The sequence below is a fragment of the Pseudomonas sp. LBUM1652 genome, from assembly GCF_059716105.1.
On sequence record NZ_CP166804.1, the window covers coordinates 6,053,798 to 6,069,785 of the forward strand.

Below are 15,988 nucleotides of genomic sequence, written 5' to 3' on the forward strand. Positions count from 1 at the left end.
TTCGTCAGCGCCTACAGGGGAACGCATTCCAATGTAGGCGCTGACGAAGGCTGCGATCTTTTGACTTTCAGAATTTGTATTACTGAATGATCAGGTTGTTGAACAACAGATCCTCAACCACCGGTTTGCCGGTCTCGTCATTCATCACTTGCTGAGTCTGCTTCAGCGCTTCCTGACGCAGCTTTTCCTTGCCCTCGATGCTGCCCATCGCCTCGGTGCTCTGCTGGGTGAACAGCGCCACCAGTTGATTGCGGATCAGCGGCTCGTTTGCCTTGACCAGTTTGGTCGCCTCTTCGCCAGTCACGCGCAGCGCCACGTCGGCCTTGTAGACCTTCAGTTTTGGCGTGCCGTCCAACCCGTAATTGCCCACGAACGGCGGGCTCAGGGTGATGTAGTTGACCTTCGGCGCCTCGCCTTCTTTGGCTTCTTCGGCCTGCGCTGCCACAGGCAGAGACAGGGCCAGCAACAACATGATCCACGCTTTCACAATTCGCTCCTTATCCGGTTTGCGGCCTAGCATAACGACCCGCCGCGCAAGCACAAGCTTATGGCTGACTATCAGGGCCGGGCATGCTCGTTGACCCGTTGACTGACACACCTACACTTATCGGCCATCACTCCCAAAGGAATAGCCCTGATGAAAGCCGTGCTGTGCAAAGCCTTCGGCCCTGCCGAATCGCTGGTGCTGGAAGACGTCGCCAGTCCTGTCGCCAAGAAGAACGAAATCCTGCTGGACGTGCACGCCGCCGGGGTCAACTTCCCGGACACGCTGATCATCGAGGGCAAATACCAGTTCAAGCCGCCCTTCCCGTTTTCTCCGGGTGGTGAAGCGGCCGGTGTGGTCAGCGCTGTGGGTGAAAAGGTCAGCCATCTGAAAGTCGGCGACCGGGTCATGGCCCTGACCGGTTGGGGCAGCTTCGCCGAACAGGTCGCGGTGCCCGGCTACAACGTGCTGCCGATTCCGCCATCGATGGACTTCAACACCGCCGCCGCTTTCAGCATGACCTACGGCACCTCGATGCATGCGCTCAAGCAGCGCGGCAACCTGCAACCGGGCGAAACCCTGCTGGTGCTCGGTGCTTCCGGCGGCGTCGGCCTGGCGGCGGTGGAAATCGGCAAAGCCATGGGCGCGCGGGTCATCGCCGCCGCCAGCAGCGCGGAAAAACTCGCCGTGGCCAAGGCTGCCGGCGCCGATGAACTGATCAACTACAGCGAAACCAGCCTCAAGGACGAAATCAAACGCCTCACCGATGGCCAAGGCGCCGATGTGATCTATGACCCGGTTGGTGGCGACCTGTTTGACCAGGCCGTCCGTGCCATCGCCTGGAACGGCCGACTGCTGGTGGTCGGTTTCGCCAGCGGGCGCATTCCCGAACTGCCGGTCAACCTCGCCCTGCTCAAGGGCGCAGCGGTGGTCGGCGTGTTCTGGGGCTCGTTCGCCCAGCGTCAGCCGCAGGACAACGCGGCCAACTTCCAGCAGCTGTTCGGCTGGTTCGCCGAAGGCAAGCTGAAACCGCTGGTGTCGCAGGTGTACCCGCTGAGTAATGCGGCGCAGGCGATCAATGATCTTGGACAGCGCAAAGCTGTGGGCAAGGTCGTGGTGCAGGTGCGCTGAGTTTTCTTTTTAAAAAAGCCAGAACTGTCCGCGCGGTAGTTCTGGCCTCTCTTTAGATGCGCAGACCCGAGATCAAAGCAACTCCCGAATTTCCACCGGCAACAGGCTCATGTATTTACGTGTCGGACTGTCCCGACAGCCCCGCACAATCGCGGGCACGCGCTTGTTCATCTTGGCGATCATCGCCAGACGCTGCTCATCCGGTAGTTGTTTCTTGTGGAATACATTCGAAAGATAAGCGCGAGTCTGCGCAAACACCGGCGAATCGATCCACGAATACTCGTCAATGTTTGCAAGGTTTTCGTTAATCGCACGGCATCTCAGCGCCTTCAGCTGCTGGTTGACATGAATCGGCTGGTCCAGATCAAGCCGGAAAACCATCGGTGCGAGGAGTGTCTTTTCAGCGGGCTTGCCCGCATCAACCGCCCAAGGCTTGAAACGCCACTGTGCTACCGCGACCCTGACCGCTTCGGCCATATCGGGGTGATCACTTTGCACAATGGCGATCTCGTTGACCGAGCCATCCGCCCTGACGTTGAAACGGACCTTCACCTCACCCGTAACACCCGCCCTAGACAGTGCTTTTGGATAAATCGGTACGGGATTGTTTTCGGGTATCAACAACACCTCTGAAGCCTGCGCAAAACCAGCAACCGCCAACAAACACAAAGCAAAAAACCATCGCATGATCCCGCCCCTTCACTACTGAAATGCCCTTCCAGGCAACAGCTCAAAGGTTACGGAGCAATGGTTTTTAACTGAATGGCGCTGCTTCGCCTTTATGCGCAGGACATTTCCTAAACCCATACGGTAAAACGGGCAAAAACGCCGTGTGGCCGTTCGCAGGTAATTTTTCTGACGGTCATTTAGCCTCCGCTGGTGGAGCCAACATCCCCCGGCAGCAGGTGCTCCTGAATCTTCTGACTGCGGGACTGCATCAGTTGTCCCTTGTCATCGAAGCGCAGCACGATGAGCCAGTCATAGGTATCCACTGGCCATTTCGCTTGGCCGATCAGTGCCGGGCCATCACCGCCGAAAGCTGCGATGAGTTTGTTGATGTGCCCATGGTGCCAGGCAATCAGCACTGTCTTGGCCTGATTGCTCTCGCGCAACAGACTCACCAGCTTATCGACCTTGCTATTGGCAAATGGCTGTTCGATCGGCAATTGCAGACGTTGTGACAGAGGGATCAGCGTCTGACGAGGGCGGATGCTTTCCGGGCTGTCGGCGGTAGCAATGAGGCGCTGGGGCGTGAGTGCCTCGCCAGCCAGTTTCAGCGGATTGAAGTAGTCGGTATAGGCGGCGGCGCGCTGTTCACCGCGGGCATTGAGCTCCCTGCCGACATCGGGTTTTTCCGCATGCCGGACGATCAGCACCGTGACATTGCGCAGCCCCGGTGCAACAGAACCTTGCGCGAAACTCAATGCCAGAACAGAAACGGTAAGGGCTACTGCCACCAACAATCGCGGCAGCAACATGCGAACCTTCAAGTCCATTATTTATCTCGGTTGACTCAGTCGGAGTGACTGATCACGAGTCTATGACAGCCATCGTCGACCGCTTCAAAAACGCCCTGTTCTTACAGCTGAGCGACAGGTTCGTAAAGGAACATGCGACTTCCAACATTTTCCGCTGTTTGGTCGATGCGAACCGGTGCTATTTTCGGTAACGAAACTGTAACATTCGCATCCGCAGTCAAAACAAGAAATCTGGAGCTCTTGAATGTTTGCTTTCTTTCGTCCTGCCGCACATCAGGCTCCATTGCCTGAAGAAAAAATAGACAGCACGTACCGACGCCTGCGTTGGCAGATCTTCGCCGGCATTTTCATTGGCTACGCGGGTTATTACCTGCTGCGCAAAAACTTCTCCCTGGCCATGCCGTACCTGATCGACGAAGGCTACAGCCGCGGTGATCTGGGGCTGGCGATGTCGGCCATTGCCATCGCGTATGGCTTGTCGAAATTCCTCATGGGCCTGGTCTCCGACCGTTCCAACCCGCGTTACTTCCTGCCGTTCGGCCTGTTGGTATCGGCCGGGGTGATGTTCGTTTTCGGTTTCGCGCCTTGGGCGACGTCCAGCGTGACCATGATGTTCATCCTGCTGTTCATCAACGGCTGGGCCCAAGGCATGGGCTGGCCGCCGAGCGGACGCACCATGGTGCACTGGTGGTCGCAGAAGGAACGTGGCGGTGTGGTTTCGGTGTGGAACGTGGCGCATAACGTCGGCGGCGGCCTGATCGGCCCGCTGTTCCTGCTCGGCATGGGCCTGTTCAACGACTGGCACGCGGCATTCTACGTACCGGCAGCGGTGGCGCTGGGCGTGGCGGTGTTTGCCTTCATCACCATGCGCGACACCCCGCAATCGGTCGGCCTGCCGCCGATCGAGAAGTACAAAAACGACTATCCGGAAGGCTACGACGCCAGCCACGAAGACGAATTCAGCGCCAAGGAAATCTTCGTCAAATACGTGCTGCGCAACAAAATGCTCTGGTACATCGCCATGGCCAACGTCTTCGTCTACCTGCTGCGCTACGGCGTGCTGGACTGGGCGCCGACCTACCTCAAGGAAGCCAAGGGTTTCACCGTGGATAAAACCTCGTGGGCCTATTTCTTCTACGAGTGGGCAGGTATTCCGGGCACGCTGCTGTGCGGCTGGATGTCGGACAAGATCTTCCGTGGCAACCGTGGCCTGACCGGCATGGTGTTCATGGCGCTGGTGACTGTCGCGACGCTGGTTTACTGGCTGAACCCGGCCGGCAACCCGACCGTCGACATGATCGCGCTGTTCTCGATCGGCTTCCTGATCTATGGCCCGGTGATGCTGATCGGCCTGCAAGCGCTGGAACTGGCACCGAAAAAAGCCGCCGGCACCGCTGCGGGCTTCACCGGACTGTTCGGTTATCTGGGTGGTTCGGTGGCGGCCAGTGCAGCCATGGGCTACACCGTCGACCATTTCGGCTGGGACGGCGGTTTCGTCCTGCTGGTGGGCGCTTGCCTGTTGGCGATGGCCTTCCTTGCCCCGACGCTATGGCACAAGCAAGTCGCCAGTCAGAGCCGCGAAGCCGTCGCCTGATCGGCTTGTGACTGACAGCGCTTGAGCCGCGCCTCCAGATTCCGGTCTGGCATGGCGTGGCTGCGCAGGGCGTGGGCGGTCTGCTCGACATAATCGCGAGTGGTGCCGTAACGCCCTCTCGCGCTTTCGAACACCTGGCTCAGCACATGATCCGGCAAGTTGCCGGCATAGCTGGGCAGGTGTCGCTCCAAAACAAATCCCAACGCCTGCACCTGAGTGCCATCTTCGAGCCGGCAGTTGAGCCAGTGGGGCCGATACGACGGCACAGGCATCTCGCGTTTCCACAGGGCATACAGCGCGCTATCGAGATTGTCTTCCGGCAACCGGTAGGCGAAGCCGCTGCACGAGCCGCCACGATCCAGACCAAACACCAGCCCCGGCATTTCCGGCGTACCCCGGTGCTCGTGCGACCACAGGTACAAACCGCGATGGTAGCCATGCACGCGTCCACGTACTCGCTCCACCGCTGAGCACTCCGGGCGCCAGATCAGCGAACCGTAGGCGAACAGCCACACCGGCCCGCCCTTATGGCGCGCCATTGTCGATTGCATCGAGGCGAGAAGTTGTTCGTGCGTCAGCTGCGGCCCAAGATCGAGCCGCGGAGGGTAATTCAAATTCAGAAAAGCGTTTTCAATGGCGCTCATGGCGAATAGCGTTCAGCTCCCCGCGGGTAAAGAATTACTTAATAGAACGCACCGCTGTAACAATAAGGCACATATGTTTTAAGGCAATTTAAGTGCCATGGCACAGTTCTTAATTAATTGCCTGATGGATATATAACCTACCGATATTTACGCCATTGCATAAATACCGATCGGCTATATAGGGAGTTATAAAGAATCAGCCACGCGGCTCAAGAGCGAGGTGCGTAGGCGAACACGTCGGCGCGCATTTGATGAGCATCCATCCCCGCTTCCACCAGCGCGTCCAGCGTGCCGTAGACCATGGCCGGCGAGCCGCTGGCGTAGACGTTCAGAGGCTTGAGATCCGGGAAGTCTTCGCAGACCGCCTCGTGCAGCATCCCGCAACGCCCTTCCCAGCCGCATTGGTCGCTGACGACTTTGTGCAGGAACAGATTGGGTAGCTTCAGCCACTCGTCCCAATGTTCGATGTCATAGAAGTCTTCCGGACGGCGCACACCCCAATACAGATGCACCGGGTGTTTGAAGCCCGCAGCGCGGCAGTGCTCGATCAGGCTGTGAATCTGGCCCATGCCGGTGCCGGCGGCAATCAGCACCAGTGGCCCGTCGGGCAATTCGGCAAGGTGGGTATCGCCGAACGGCAGCTCGACGCGCACCATCGCGTTGCGTTGCAGTTGCTCGATCAGGCTCAGCGCACTGGCTTCACGCGCCAGCACGTGGATTTCCAGGTCACGTCCACCGTGCGGGGCCGAGGCCATGGAGAACGCCGACTTCTCGCCGCTCTCGCGCTCGATCATCAAATACTGCCCGGCGTGATAGCGCGGCGGTTTACCGGCCGGGGCTCGCAGGCGCACACGCCAGGTGTCGCCACCCACGTCCCGGCATTCGATGACCTGACACGACAGGCTGTGCACCGGCAGTTCTCCCAAAGCGAGCACGCCATCCCACAGCAGGATGCAGTCTTCCAGCGGCTCGGCTATGCAAGTGTAGAACTCGCCATGGTCATGCACCTTGCCCGCCTGTTCGACCCGGCCTTCCACCAGCAGCGCCGCACACACGTGGCAATTGCCGTTGCGACAGCTTTGCGGGCAGTCGTAGCCCAGGCGCCGTGCACCATCGAGAATTCGCTCACCGGGCTGTATCTCAAGCACCGCTCCGGAGGGCTGCAGGGTTACACGCATCAATCTATTCCTAACTGATTCCAGATGGCATCGATCCGTTGGGTGACGGCGTCGTCCTTGACGATCACGCGGCCCCACTCGCGAGTGGTTTCGCCCGGCCACTTGTGGGTGGCATCCAGGCCCATTTTCGAACCCAGGCCGGAAATCGGCGAGGCGAAGTCGAGGTAGTCGATCGGCGTGTTATCGATCATCACCGTGTCGCGCTTGGGGTCCATGCGCGTGGTGATGGCCCAGATCACATCGTTCCAGTCCCGAGCGTTGATATCGTCGTCACAGACAATAACGAACTTGGTGTACATGAACTGTCGCAAAAACGACCAGACACCCAGCATCACGCGCTTCGCATGCCCCGGATAAGACTTTTTCATGGTCACGATGGCCATGCGATACGAGCAGCCTTCCGGCGGCAGGTAGAAGTCGGTGATTTCCGGGAACTGCTTCTGCAGAATCGGCACGAACACTTCGTTCAGCGCCACGCCCAATATCGCCGGCTCATCCGGCGGACGGCCGGTGTAGGTGCTGTGGTAGATCGGCTTGATCCGGTGGGTAATGCGCTCGACGGTGAACACCGGGAAGCTGTCAACTTCGTTGTAGTAACCGGTGTGATCGCCGTAAGGGCCTTCATCGGCCATTTCGCCCGGGTGGATCACGCCTTCGAGGATGATCTCGGCAGTGGCCGGCACTTGCAGGTCATTGCCACGGCACTTGACCAGTTCGGTGCGGTTGCCGCGCAAGAGACCGGCGAAAGCGTATTCAGAAAGGCTGTCCGGCACTGGCGTCACAGCGCCAAGGATGGTCGCCGGATCGGCGCCAAGGGCCACGGACACCGGGAACGGCTGGCCCGGGTGCTTCTCGCACCACTCGCGGTAATCCAGCGCGCCACCTCGGTGGCTGAGCCAGCGCATGATCACCTTGTTGCGGCCGATCACTTGTTGACGGTAAATGCCGAGGTTCTGCCGCTCTTTGTTCGGACCTTTGGTGACGGTCAGGCCCCAGGTGATCAGCGGGCCGACGTCTCCGGGCCAGCAGGTCTGCACCGGCAGCATCGCCAGATCGACGTCGTCGCCTTCGATGACCACTTCCTGGCACACCGCGTCTTTGACGACTTTCGGCGCCATCGAGATGATCTTGCGGAAGATCGGCAGTTTCGACCACGCGTCTTTCAAGCCCTTCGGCGGCTCCGGCTCCTTGAGGAAGGCCAGCAGCTTGCCAATTTCGCGCAGTTCGCTGACCGACTCGGCGCCCATGCCCATGGCCACCCGCTCGGGGGTGCCGAACAGGTTGCCGAGCACCGGAATGTCGTAGCCCGTCGGCTTCTCGAACAGCAGCGCGGGGCCCTTGGCCCGCAGCGTGCGGTCGCACACCTCAGTCATCTCCAGCACCGGCGAGACGGGAATCTGGATGCGTTTCAACTCTCCGCGCTGCTCAAGCTGCTGCACGAAATCCCGAAGATCCTTGAATTTCATTGACGATGGCACCCTCAAAATAGGCGTACATCCTACCTGCTCTGACGGGCAAACAGCAGCCCGTCAGAGCCTGGCATCGCTCAATTTTGACTAGCACCCAACAGCAACGGCGCAAACAACGGGCTCAGTCGGGCGCTGCCCACGTCCGAAAGATGATCCGCATCCTTGTACTGTGAGTGGCCGTCGACATCGATCGCGCACAAGCCGTCCTTGCACATCAGCGGCGTCGGATCGATGACATGAATGCCGGGATCGGCGGCGCTCATCGAGCCAAACAGCGAAGTGAAAAACTGCTGGCGAGCCAAGTGTTCGTTGAGCGGGCGACCGAGACCTTCTGCCGAACGGCCGATACGCGCCAGGCTGGTCAGGCGGTCGATGAAGCTCTTGTGTTGCAGCGGCACTTCCTTGAACAGCCAGACTTGCACACCGGCTTCACGCAGCTCAGCCACTTGCGCCTTGATGGCGGCGGCCATGCGCTGCTCTGCCTGGCGTGGATTGTCTTTGCGATCAAGCAGGAACTGCAGGTCGCCGTCGCCGTCTTCACGACCATAAACGTACAGGCTCCAGTTCGCTGCCAGCACCACGTCCTTGATCCCCAGACTGATGACGCGGTCCATGTTGCGCTTATTGAAGTCTTTGCACTGCTGGCGCAGCTTGTCATCGATAATCGGCGGGCAACCCGTCAAGCTGTACAGCCACGCCGGCTGGACATTACGACCGGTGTTGCCTTCGATGGCCGGCAACAATGCGGCGGCGTGGCTGTCGCCCCAGAACAACTTTGTCGCCCCACTCTCCGGATCGCCGCCCACCAGACATGACTTGGTCAGCGCCTTGTCTGTGCTCAAATGCATACAGTTCGACTGCCCGGCGTTCCATTCCCGGGATTGCGCGTATTCCAGCGCCTTGCCGCTCAGACGCTGTGGAACACCGTCTGCCGAGCGAATCGCCGAACCGGTGATCGCCAGAACGGTGATCGACACCAAACCACCGACCAATACCGAGTTACGGCTGGCAAACACACGCTTTTCACGAAACGGAAGCTCGATATAGCGCAGGCTCAACCAGGCCAGGCCCAGCGCCAGGGCCATCCAGCCCAGCGCCTCAAGCGGCTGGATGCCGTCGATCGAGATCGCATTGGCATACACATAGACCGGCCAATGCCAGAGATAAAGCGAATAGGACAGCAGGCCGATCCACACCAGGACTTGCATACTCAACAGCCGGCTAGTCCATGTCGCGCCCTGCGCGCCCGACCAGATCAGCGCCGTCGTGCCCAATACCGGCAGTAATGCTGCCCAGCCCGGAAACACCGTGGATCGGTCAAAGGTGAAGATCGCCACCAGCACCGCAGCCAATCCGGCTAGGCCGACAGACTGCCGAAGCCATGCGCGTGGGGCCTGCTTCGGCGCAGGTACCACCGCCAGCATGGCGCCGCACAGCAACTCCCAGGCGCGGGTAGGCAATGAGAAAAACGCAAACTCGGGCCGACGCTCGATGTAGACGATGTTCAGGCCGAACGACACCAGTAGCACGGCGAACAACATCCAGCGCCAATGCCGGACATAGCGCATCAGCAACACCATCATCAGCGGGAAGAAGATGTAGTACTGCTCTTCCACCGCCAGCGACCAAGTATGCAGCAGCGGTTTGAGCTCGGACGCCGGCGCAAAGTAGCCATCTTCACGCATGAACAGGATGTTGGAGATGAACAACGACTGGTAACGAATCGTGCGCCCCAGCTCGGAAAGGTCTTTGGCCGTCAGCAACAGCCAACCCAGCGCCAGCGTTACCACGACCACCACGGTCAAGGCGGGCAGGATGCGACGGGCGCGGCGCCCCCAAAAATCAAGGAAGCTGAAACGCTGCGCACTGATTTCACGGAACAGGATAGTGGTGATCAGGAAGCCGGAAATGACGAAAAAGACGTCAACCCCGACAAAACCGCCACTGAATGTATTGAAGCCGAAATGAAACAGTACGACGGGAATAACCGCCAATGCCCGTAATCCGTCGATATCACGGCGATTGCCAAACGTATGCATGAAAAACCTTTCTTCTTTTGGATACAAAGTCCCTGAAAGCGCGAAAGTTATCAGCAGCGTCCATTTCAAGCCAGATACAAATAATCCGGCGCAAAAAAAAACGCCCCCTTTCGGGAGCGCTCTTTTTAAACAGCTTTCGTATTACTTGCGCTTCATCGACAAGAAGAACTCATCGTTGGTCTTGGTCGTCTTCAGCTTGTCGATCAGGAACTCGATGGCCGCCACTTCGTCCATCGGGTGCAGCAGCTTGCGCAGGATCCACATGCGCTGCAGTTCGTCATCGGCGGTCAGCAACTCTTCGCGGCGGGTGCCGGAACGGTTGATGTTGATCGCAGGGAACACACGCTTCTCGGCGATCTTGCGATCCAGAGGCAGCTCCATGTTGCCGGTACCCTTGAACTCTTCGTAGATCACTTCGTCCATCTTCGAGCCGGTTTCAACCAGCGCGGTGGCGATGATGGTCAGCGAGCCGCCTTCTTCGATGTTTCGCGCAGCACCGAAGAAACGCTTTGGTTTCTCCAAGGCGTGAGCATCGACACCACCGGTCAGTACCTTGCCGGAGCTCGGGATCACAGTGTTGTAGGCACGGGCCAGACGAGTGATGGAGTCGAGCAGGATCACCACGTCTTTCTTGTGTTCGACCAGGCGTTTGGCCTTCTCGATCACCATTTCGGCAACCTGTACGTGACGGGTCGGCGGCTCGTCGAAGGTCGAGGCAACCACTTCGCCGCGCACGGTGCGCTGCATTTCGGTCACTTCTTCCGGACGTTCGTCGATCAGCAGAACGATCAGGTGAACTTCAGGATTGTTACGGGCGATGTTCGCTGCGATGTTCTGCAGCATGATCGTTTTACCGGCTTTCGGCGGTGCAACGATCAGACCACGCTGGCCTTTGCCGATCGGGGCGCACAGGTCGATCACACGACCGGTCAAGTCTTCGGTGGAACCGTTGCCGGCTTCCATCTTCATGCGCACGGTCGGGAACAGCGGGGTCAGGTTCTCGAAGAGAATCTTGTTTTTCGCGTTCTCGGGACGATCGAAGTTGATCGTGTCGACCTTGAGCAGGGCGAAATACCGCTCGCCTTCCTTCGGAGGGCGAATCTTGCCAACGATGGTGTCACCGGTGCGCAAGTTGAAACGGCGGATCTGGCTTGGCGAGACGTAGATATCGTCCGGGCCGGCCAGGTAGGAAGCGTCAGCGGAGCGCAGGAAGCCGAAGCCGTCCTGGAGAATCTCCAGCACGCCATCACCGGAGATTTCCTCGCCGCTTTTAGCGTGCTTTTTCAGCAGGGAGAAAATCACGTCCTGCTTGCGCGAACGGGCCATATTTTCTATGCCCATCTGTTCGGCCAATTCGAGCAGTTCGGTAATCGGCTTTTGCTTGAGTTCAGTCAGATTCATATAGGAATGACGTAATCATTTATGGAGGGGGGGAAATTAAGCTTTTGGCTTAATGAGGCCGCGCCGCAGAGAAGGCGACAGGATCGCGAACTAATTCGAAAAGGAGTGCGTCGGCGACGGCTAGCAGGGGGCAATGGAGAAACCAGTGCGGGGCCGAATGTACCACCTGAATTTCGGAGCGTCTAGCCCTGAATACGCAAAAAGCCCCGCTGGTTGCGGGGCTTTTTTTCAGGCACTTTACTGCGACGCTTAGATGTTGGCGTCGAGGAAAGCAGCCAGTTGCGACTTCGACAGGGCGCCGACTTTGGTCGCTTCAACGTTGCCGTTCTTGAACAGCATCAGAGTAGGGATACCACGCACGCCGTGCTTGGCCGGGGTTTCCTGGTTCTCGTCGATGTTCAGTTTGGCAACGGTCAGCTTGCCTTTGTAAGTCTCGGCAATCTCGTCCAGAACCGGAGCGATCATTTTGCAAGGGCCGCACCATTCAGCCCAGTAGTCGACCAGTACAGCGCCTTCGGCCTTGAGTACGTCGGCTTCGAAACTAGCGTCGCTAACGTGTTTGATAAGATCGCTGCTCATGGAATTCTCCAGGTTGTAAGCAAAAAAACGTGGCCCATCATATCCGCCCTTCCCCCGTTCAGGAAGCCGCAGATGATTGAGTCTTGCTATGGTGCCCTATGAGTTTGGGTATAGCTCAAGTCACGCCGTGGCGGGGGCGATGAAGGCGATTCCGGTGCGCAACGCAGCGTTGCGCACGTGTTCCTGCATGGCTTTTTGCGCGGCACCGGAGGCTCGACGGGCCAAAGCACGAAGGATCTTGCGGTGTTCCTGCCAGGTTTCCATGGCGCGCTCGGCGCGGATGAACGGTAGTTTCTGGCTTTCCAGAAAGATTTCCGCGCTGGCGGTAAGGATGCTGAGCATCGCCTGATTGCCGCTGGCCAGCAGGATTCGCCGGTGGAATTCGAAATCCAGCTTCGCCGCCGCCTCGAAGTCGCCGGCCTTCAGTTGCTCGCGCATGGCCGCGACGTTGTCTTCCAGCGCATCCAGATCAAACGTGCTCAACGTTACTGCCGCCAGCCCCGCCGCAAAGCCCTCCAGCGCGTAGCGCAATTGAAAGATATCCAGCGGCGACGCCTGCGCTGCGAACGACCAGCCCGGCGCGCTCTCACCGCGCGACAATTCCACGGGCGACTGCACGAAAACACCCTTGCCCGGCTGAATGCTTACCACGCCGAGCGCACTCAACGACGACAACGCCTCACGCAACGAAGCCCGACTGACGCCCAACTGCAACGCCAGATCCCGTTGCGACGGCAAGGCATCGCCCGCGCCGAAACCTTGTTCGGTGATCAGTTTGCGGATCGCTTGCAGTGCCACTTCGGGTACCGCGCGGGAGATCGAGTTCATGGTTTTTCAGACGCACCAGGCCAATGTGCGGCTAGTTGTAAAGCTATTCGCCGAGTCCGGCAAGTCGTGCCCCAGCGGGGTTCGGCGATTTCGGCCGATGCGCCATCGCAGTGCGAAAAACAACCTGACTGTTCAGACCAGTAAGACCGAACAAAACCGCTGAAACCGCGGCCTGCCGAGGCAAAACCCACGTATTGGCACGGCCCATGCTCTGTCCGATCGCAGAAATCACTTCCCGCCGATCCGGAGATTGTCCATGACCCAGCGTTACAGCGCCCTCCTCGCTTCCCTGTTTGCCGGCCTGCTGTTGTGCCAAGCCCCCGCCCACGCCGACGGTCTGGACGACGTGGTCAAACGCGGCACGTTGAAAGTCGCCGTGCCTCAGGACTTCCCGCCGTTCGGTTCGGTCGGCCCGGACATGAAACCCCGCGGCCTGGACATCGACACGGCAAAACTGTTGGCCGATCAATTGAAGGTCAAACTCGAACTGACCCCGGTCAACAGCACCAACCGTATTCCGTTTCTGACCACCGGCAAGGTCGACCTGGTGATTTCCAGCCTCGGCAAGAACCCTGAGCGCGAGAAAGTAATCGATTTCTCCCGCGCCTACGCACCGTTCTACCTCGCCGTGTTCGGTCCACCAGACGCTGCGATCACCAGCCTCGACGACCTCAAGGGCAAAACCATCAGCGTCACCCGTGGCGCCATCGAAGACATCGAATTGAGCAAAGTCGCCCCCGAAGGCGTGACCATCAAGCGCTTCGAAGACAACAACTCGACCATCGCCGCCTACCTCGCCGGCCAAGTCGATCTGATCGCCAGCGGCAACGTGGTCATGGTTGCGATCAGCGAGAAGAACCCGAAGCGTGTGCCGGCCCTGAAAGTGAAGCTCAAGGACTCGCCGGTCTATGTCGGCGTGAACAAGAACGAAGCGGCGCTGCTGGCCAAGGTCAACGACATCCTGACCACCGCCAAGGCTGACGGCGCGCTGGAAAAGAACTCACAGACCTGGCTGAAAGAGCCGCTGCCGGCCGATCTCTGATCGACTGCGCGGGAGACCTTCATGGCTTATCAGTTCGATTTCATGCCAGTGGTGCAGAACACCGACCTGCTGTTGCGCGGGGCGCTGTTCACCCTTGAGCTGACGGCCATCGGTGCGGTGCTCGGGGTGGGCGTGGGCATCGTCGGGGCGCTGGTGCGGGCGTGGAACATTCGCCCGTTCTCGGCGATCTTCGGCGTCTACGTCGAGTTGATCCGCAACACGCCGTTTCTGGTGCAATTGTTCTTTATCTTCTTCGGTCTGCCGTCGCTCGGCGTACAGGTTTCCGAGTGGCAGGCGGCGGTGCTGGCGATGGTAATCAACCTCGGCGCGTATTCGACCGAGATCATCCGCGCCGGCATCCAGGCGATTCCCAAAGGACAACTGGAAGCCGCAGCAGCGCTGGCAATGAGTCGCTTCGAGGCGTTCCGCCACGTGGTGCTGCTGCCGGCGCTGGGCAAGGTCTGGCCGGCCCTGAGCAGCCAGATCATCATCGTCATGCTCGGTTCGGCGGTGTGCTCGCAGATCGCCACCGAAGAGTTGAGCTTTGCTGCCAACTTCATTCAGTCGCGCAACTTCCGCGCCTTTGAAACCTATGCGCTGACCACACTGATCTACCTGTGCATGGCGCTGCTGATCCGCCAACTGCTCAACTGGCTCGGTCGCCGCTACATCTCCAGGAGCAGCCAATGAGCGACTTCACGTTCTGGGACATCCTGCGCAACCTGCTGATCGGCCTGCAATGGACACTGGCATTGTCGCTGGTGGCGTTTATCGGCGGTGGGCTGGTCGGGCTGCTGATCCTGATCATGCGCATCTCGAAAAACGCCCTGCCGAGCAGCATCGCGCGCACCTGGATCGAGCTGTTCCAGGGCACGCCGCTGCTGATGCAACTGTTTCTGGTGTTCTTCGGCGTGGCGCTGGCCGGGATCGAAATCTCGCCGTGGATGGCGGCAGCGATTGCGCTGACGTTGTTTACCAGCGCTTATCTGGCAGAGATCTGGCGCGGCTGCGTCGAGGCGATTCCCAACGGTCAGTGGGAAGCTTCGTCGAGTCTGGCGCTCAATCCGCTGGAGCAATTGCGCTACGTGATCCTGCCACAGGCCCTGCGCATCGCCGTGGCGCCGACCGTGGGCTTCTCGGTGCAAGTGGTCAAAGGCACCGCTGTGACCTCGATCATCGGCTTTACCGAGCTGACCAAGACCGGCGGCATGCTCGCCAACGCCACGTTTGAACCGTTCATGGTCTATGGCCTCGTCGCCCTCGGCTACTTCCTGCTCTGCTACCCCTTGTCCCTCAGTGCGCGCTACCTGGAAAGGAGACTGCATGCCTCTGCTTAGAATTTCCGCCCTGCATAAATACTACGGTGATCACCACGTACTCAAAGGCATCGACCTCAGCGTCGAGGAAGGCCAGGTGGTGGCGATCATCGGCCGCAGTGGCTCGGGCAAATCGACCCTGCTGCGCACCCTCAATGGTCTGGAGTCGATCAACGACGGGGTGATCGAAGTCGACGGCGAATACCTCGACGCCGCACGCGCCGACTTGCGCAGCTTGCGGCAGAAGGTCGGCATGGTGTTCCAGCAGTTCAACCTGTTCCCGCACCTGACGGTTGGCGAAAACGTGATGCTCGCGCCGCAAGTGGTGCAGAAAGTACCAAAGGCCAAGGCGGCGGAGCTGGCGCGCAAGATGCTTGAGCGTGTGGGGCTGGGCGAGAAGTTTGATGCCTTTCCGGATCGGCTGTCCGGTGGGCAGCAGCAACGGGTGGCGATTGCCCGGGCTTTGGCGATGTCGCCGAAGGTGCTGCTGTGCGACGAGATCACCTCGGCGCTGGACCCAGAGCTGGTCAACGAGGTTCTCAGCGTGGTTCGTCAATTGGCCAGGGAGGGCATGACGCTGATCATGGTCACCCACGAAATGCGTTTTGCCCGCGAGGTGGGGGATAAGTTGGTGTTCATGCATCACGGCAAGGTGCATGAGGTGGGGGACCCGAAGGTGTTGTTTGCCAATCCGCAGACGGCGGAGCTGGCGAATTTTATTGGGACCGTTGAAGCCGCCGGTTAACGATCATTCCCACGCTCCGCGTGGGAATGCAGCCCGGGTGCTCTGGATCAAGGCTTTGAG

The 15,988-nt window shown here is 59.4% G+C and carries 16 protein-coding genes; 6 read left to right on the forward strand and 10 right to left on the reverse strand.

Annotated elements, in window-relative coordinates; all coding sequences use genetic code 11:
* Positions 1–79 precede the first annotated feature (79 nt).
* Positions 80–487: a flagellar basal body-associated protein FliL gene (locus ACA069_RS27425; RefSeq protein ID WP_187678208.1), complete on the reverse strand. Its 408-nt coding sequence runs from the start codon at positions 485–487 to the stop codon at positions 80–82.
* Positions 488–637: 150 nt separating this feature from the next.
* Between ACA069_RS27425 and ACA069_RS27430 the strand changes: the two genes are divergently transcribed.
* Complete coding sequence (locus tag ACA069_RS27430; protein ID WP_162440464.1) at positions 638–1,615, forward strand: NADPH:quinone oxidoreductase family protein; 978 nt, start codon at positions 638–640, stop codon at positions 1,613–1,615.
* Between the two features lie 72 nt (positions 1,616–1,687).
* Here ACA069_RS27430 and ACA069_RS27435 read toward each other — a convergent pair whose 3' ends face one another.
* Together ACA069_RS27435 and ACA069_RS27440 are read right to left on the reverse strand one after the other, a co-directional pair.
* The gene (locus ACA069_RS27435) at positions 1,688–2,302 is read right to left on the reverse strand and encodes an energy transducer TonB (RefSeq protein ID WP_497615571.1); all 615 of its coding nucleotides are present in this window, start codon (positions 2,300–2,302) and stop codon (positions 1,688–1,690) included.
* A 179-nt stretch (positions 2,303–2,481) separates the two neighbouring features.
* Positions 2,482–3,111, reverse strand: a complete 630-nt coding sequence (locus ACA069_RS27440) for a flagellar basal body-associated protein FliL (protein ID WP_497615572.1) — start codon at positions 3,109–3,111, stop codon at positions 2,482–2,484.
* Positions 3,112–3,337: 226 nt separating this feature from the next.
* Between ACA069_RS27440 and glpT the strand changes: the two genes are divergently transcribed.
* Positions 3,338–4,687 carry a glycerol-3-phosphate transporter gene (gene glpT, locus ACA069_RS27445; protein WP_187678212.1) on the forward strand — a complete coding sequence of 450 codons (1,350 nt, stop codon included), beginning with the start codon at positions 3,338–3,340 and terminating at the stop codon, positions 4,685–4,687.
* Here the strand turns inward: glpT and ACA069_RS27450 are convergent.
* From ACA069_RS27450 to ACA069_RS27480, 7 genes are all read right to left on the reverse strand, one after another.
* Positions 4,663–5,331, reverse strand: a complete 669-nt coding sequence (locus ACA069_RS27450; protein ID WP_187678213.1) for a gamma-glutamylcyclotransferase — start codon at positions 5,329–5,331, stop codon at positions 4,663–4,665. The genes glpT and ACA069_RS27450 overlap by 25 nt on opposite strands.
* A 209-nt stretch (positions 5,332–5,540) precedes the next feature.
* Complete coding sequence (locus tag ACA069_RS27455) at positions 5,541–6,509, reverse strand: CDP-6-deoxy-delta-3,4-glucoseen reductase (RefSeq protein ID WP_497615573.1); 969 nt, start codon at positions 6,507–6,509, stop codon at positions 5,541–5,543.
* The gene (ubiD, locus tag ACA069_RS27460; RefSeq protein WP_187678215.1) at positions 6,509–7,975 is read right to left on the reverse strand and encodes a 4-hydroxy-3-polyprenylbenzoate decarboxylase; all 1,467 of its coding nucleotides are present in this window, start codon (positions 7,973–7,975) and stop codon (positions 6,509–6,511) included. The genes ACA069_RS27455 and ubiD overlap by 1 nt, the downstream gene beginning before the upstream one ends.
* A gap of 80 nt (positions 7,976–8,055) precedes the next feature.
* Entirely contained in the window at positions 8,056–10,017 is a 1,962-nt protein-coding gene (locus tag ACA069_RS27465) for an acyltransferase family protein (RefSeq protein WP_497615574.1), read from the reverse strand.
* A 141-nt stretch (positions 10,018–10,158) separates the two neighbouring features.
* A complete protein-coding gene (rho, locus tag ACA069_RS27470) occupies positions 10,159–11,418 on the reverse strand; it encodes a transcription termination factor Rho (RefSeq protein ID WP_042561678.1) in 1,260 nt (419 codons plus the stop codon).
* A gap of 249 nt (positions 11,419–11,667) precedes the next feature.
* Positions 11,668–11,997, reverse strand: coding sequence for a thioredoxin TrxA (trxA, locus tag ACA069_RS27475; protein WP_003206727.1), 330 nt, complete (start codon positions 11,995–11,997; stop codon positions 11,668–11,670).
* A gap of 120 nt (positions 11,998–12,117) precedes the next feature.
* Positions 12,118–12,825 carry a FadR/GntR family transcriptional regulator gene (locus tag ACA069_RS27480; RefSeq protein WP_489880591.1) on the reverse strand — a complete coding sequence of 236 codons (708 nt, stop codon included), beginning with the start codon at positions 12,823–12,825 and terminating at the stop codon, positions 12,118–12,120.
* Positions 12,826–13,081: 256 nt separating this feature from the next.
* On the opposite strand from ACA069_RS27480, the gene ACA069_RS27485 reads away from it, so the two are divergent.
* The 4 genes from ACA069_RS27485 to ACA069_RS27500 are packed head-to-tail and all read left to right on the forward strand — an operon-like array spanning position 13,082 to position 15,928.
* Positions 13,082–13,867, forward strand: a complete 786-nt coding sequence (locus ACA069_RS27485; RefSeq protein ID WP_083353795.1) for a transporter substrate-binding domain-containing protein — start codon at positions 13,082–13,084, stop codon at positions 13,865–13,867.
* 21 nt (positions 13,868–13,888) lie between these two features.
* A complete protein-coding gene (locus ACA069_RS27490; RefSeq protein WP_497615575.1) occupies positions 13,889–14,557 on the forward strand; it encodes an amino acid ABC transporter permease in 669 nt (222 codons plus the stop codon).
* Positions 14,554–15,204, forward strand: coding sequence for an amino acid ABC transporter permease (locus ACA069_RS27495; protein ID WP_187678220.1), 651 nt, complete (start codon positions 14,554–14,556; stop codon positions 15,202–15,204). The genes ACA069_RS27490 and ACA069_RS27495 overlap by 4 nt, the downstream gene beginning before the upstream one ends.
* A complete protein-coding gene (locus ACA069_RS27500; RefSeq protein ID WP_489880590.1) occupies positions 15,191–15,928 on the forward strand; it encodes an amino acid ABC transporter ATP-binding protein in 738 nt (245 codons plus the stop codon). Before ACA069_RS27495 ends, ACA069_RS27500 begins: the two co-directional genes overlap by 14 nt.
* Positions 15,929–15,988 lie beyond the last annotated feature (60 nt).